Genomic DNA, 2,799 nt, shown 5'->3' with positions numbered 1-2,799 from the left:
CCAGCTCCCACAAAAAGACCGGTTCCCACATTTGTTTTTGCAGTGTCCACAGACTCTCCGCCAAATTGTGGAAAACAAATCCAGCCCCCCTCTAAAGCGCGACATATAGCCGCCGCAAATCCCTGTTTTGTCACAGTTTTGACTTGTCCCCATCCGCTGTGGAACCGGCTGTGGGTAACGTGGGAGTAGCTGGCTGCAAGCCAACAAATACGTGGCTTGCAGCTCGGTGGTTGTTTTTTGATCAGCCGGTTTTTCGCGACCGGCCACGGGTTTTGTCAACCTGTTTAAAGACACAGGTATATGACCAGAATAAGTCGCTCCAGCCTGTGGGTAAGTCTGTGACTAAACTCTGGAAAGACTGCCACAGAGGCCGGAATGACTGGCCTGGAGCCATCGTTCTGATTTCTCCTCTTTACATGGGCCTACATACGGCCTGGCGCAGGTCAAGCAAATAACTTTCTAAAACCGCCTGCAGGCCTTGCACACAGAGGGCTGAAGCGATTTGTACTTGCCCCCAAAGACTGTGGGCGCAGTTGTGGATAACCTGCGCGCATATGGCTGCAGGCCACGGTTCATAAGGCTTTGCTTGTGGTGATCAAATTGTGATCAGCTGCAGATGAAGTTCTGCGCTTAGCGGTTGCCGCCACTGCGGCGTAAGGGCATTCTGCTGGCTGAATTTTTTCTCGATGCCCGCAAGGAGAACACCATGTCCGACACGCTGTTTATTACTGGCGCCACCTCAGGTTTCGGCGAAGCCTGCGCCCGTCGTTTTGCCGATGCTGGCTGGAAACTGGTGCTCACCGGCCGTCGTGCCGACCGCTTGAATGCCTTGGTCGAAGAGCTTTCCAAGCAGACCGAAGTGCATGGCCTGGTGGTGGACGTGCGTGACCGCAAGGGCATGGAAGAGGCCATCGCCAACTTGCCGCCATCGTTCGCCAAGTTGCGCGGGCTGATCAACAACGCCGGCCTGGCCGTAGGCACCGACCCTGCGCCCAAGTGCAGCCTCGACGACTGGGAAACCATGGTCGACACCAACATCAAAGGCCTGCTGACCACCACCAGCCTGTTGCTGCCGCGTTTGATCGCCCATGGCCGTGGCGCCGGGATCATCAACCTGGGTTCCATCGCCGGCAGCTACCCGTACCCGGGCAGCCATGTGTATGGCGGCTCCAAGGCGTTCGTGAAGCAGTTCTCGCTGAACTTGCGCTGCGACCTGCAGGGCACCGGCGTGCGTGTGACCAACATCGAGCCTGGCCTGTGTGAGAGCGAGTTCTCGCTGGTGCGTTTTGGCGGTGATCAGGCGCGTTACGACGCCACCTACGCGGGCGCCGAGCCGATCCAGCCGCAGGACATCGCCGACACGATCTTCTGGGTGATGAACACGCCGGCGCACGTGAATATCAACCGCCTGGAGCTGATGCCAGTGAGCCAGACCTGGGCTGGGTTTGCGATTGAGCGCGGCGCCAAGGCCTAAGTCCGCGTCGCGGCCATCGCAGGCAAGCCAGCTCCCACATTTGAATGGTTTCACGCAGTAAAAAGGTGGGAGCGGGCTTGCCCGCGATGGCGGCAAATCGGCCAAAACAGGACATAAGGTACACTCCACCCCTGAAAACACCTCCGCGCTGTGCGGTTTAAAGGTTTTGACGGGAGGAAATGTGAGTAACCGAGGTGAGCAGGCACTGCTCAAGCAATCGACCATCCTGATGTTCGCTGTCGCGATCGCCGGGATTGTCACGGGTGTGATATCCGGCGCCCAATCCATTCTGTTCGACGGCTTCTTCTCGCTGATCGCCACCGCCATCAAGGTGTTGATGCTGATCACGGCCAAGTTGATCGCCAAGAAGAGCAACGAGCGCTTCCAGTTCGGCTATTGGCACCTGGAGCCGATGGTGCTGCTGATCGAAGGCAGCTTCCTGCTGTTGATCGCCATCTATGCGTTTCTCAACGGCGTGTTCGGCATTATCAATGGCGGGCGCGAGATCGAGTTAGGGCTGGTAATCGTCTATGCGGCGGTGTTTACCGTGGTTGAGTTCGCCTACTTCTTCTACGTGCGCTACCGCAATCGCAGGCTCAAATCTTCGCTGATCCAGTTCGACAATATCAGTTGGCTGGTGGATGCGATGCTCTCGGTGGGCTTGCTGATCAGCTTTCTTGCCGCGCTGTTGCTCAAGTCCCAGGGGTATGGCGAATGGGCGGTGTATGTCGACCCGCTGATCCTGATTTTGCTGGCCCTAAGCATGCTGGCGCCGGCGTTCAAGATCTTGCGCCCGGCGTTGCGCGAGGTGCTGGGGATCGCCCCGGATCAGTTGGACGACAAAGTGCGTGAAGTGATGGACGCGGCTCAGGCCACGCATGGTTTCGATGATTACGTGTCGTATGTGCAGAAGCACGGGCGGGCGCGGTTTATCGAGATTCACGTGGTGTTGCCGGCGAATTACCCGGTGGATAACGTCGCGACGCTCGACGCGCTGCGCGAAGAGATATCCACAGGGCTGGGCACACCGGATGCGGCGCGCTGGTTGACGATCAGCTTTACCGGCGATCGCAAGTGGATTGCGTGATTAGCGGTTAGACCGAGGTGAGGCTATCGCAGGCAAGCCAGCTCCCACAGGTGATCGAGTTTCAGAAAGGGAACTCGGTCGAATGTGGTAGCTGGCTTACCTGCGATGAGCATAAGTATCTACACATCGTTGTAGTGAGCGGGCTTGCCCCGCGCCGGGCTGCGAAGCGGCCCCAAACCAGGCGACCTGGTTCTATCTGGAACTCGGCGGAGTCTTTGTTGGGGCCGCTTCGCAGCCC

2 protein-coding genes are annotated in these 2,799 nt (G+C 58.2%); both read left to right on the top strand.

Translation table 11 applies throughout. The features are described 5' to 3' along the window. Positions 1–706: 706 nt before the first annotated feature. A complete protein-coding gene (locus WBB95_RS20315; protein WP_424489210.1) occupies positions 707–1,474 on the top strand; it encodes an SDR family oxidoreductase in 768 nt (255 codons plus the stop codon). 181 nt (positions 1,475–1,655) lie between these two features. Continuing rightward, positions 1,656–2,561 (top strand): cation diffusion facilitator family transporter, encoded by a 906-nt coding sequence (locus WBB95_RS20310; protein ID WP_424489209.1) that lies wholly within the window; start codon positions 1,656–1,658, stop codon positions 2,559–2,561. The last annotated feature ends 238 nt before the right edge of the window (positions 2,562–2,799 follow it).

The sequence above is a fragment of the Pseudomonas sp. genome (genome assembly GCF_049645325.1).
Taxonomy (GTDB): domain Bacteria; phylum Pseudomonadota; class Gammaproteobacteria; order Pseudomonadales; family Pseudomonadaceae; genus Aquipseudomonas.
This window is presented reverse-complemented; position numbering and strand designations above follow the sequence as displayed.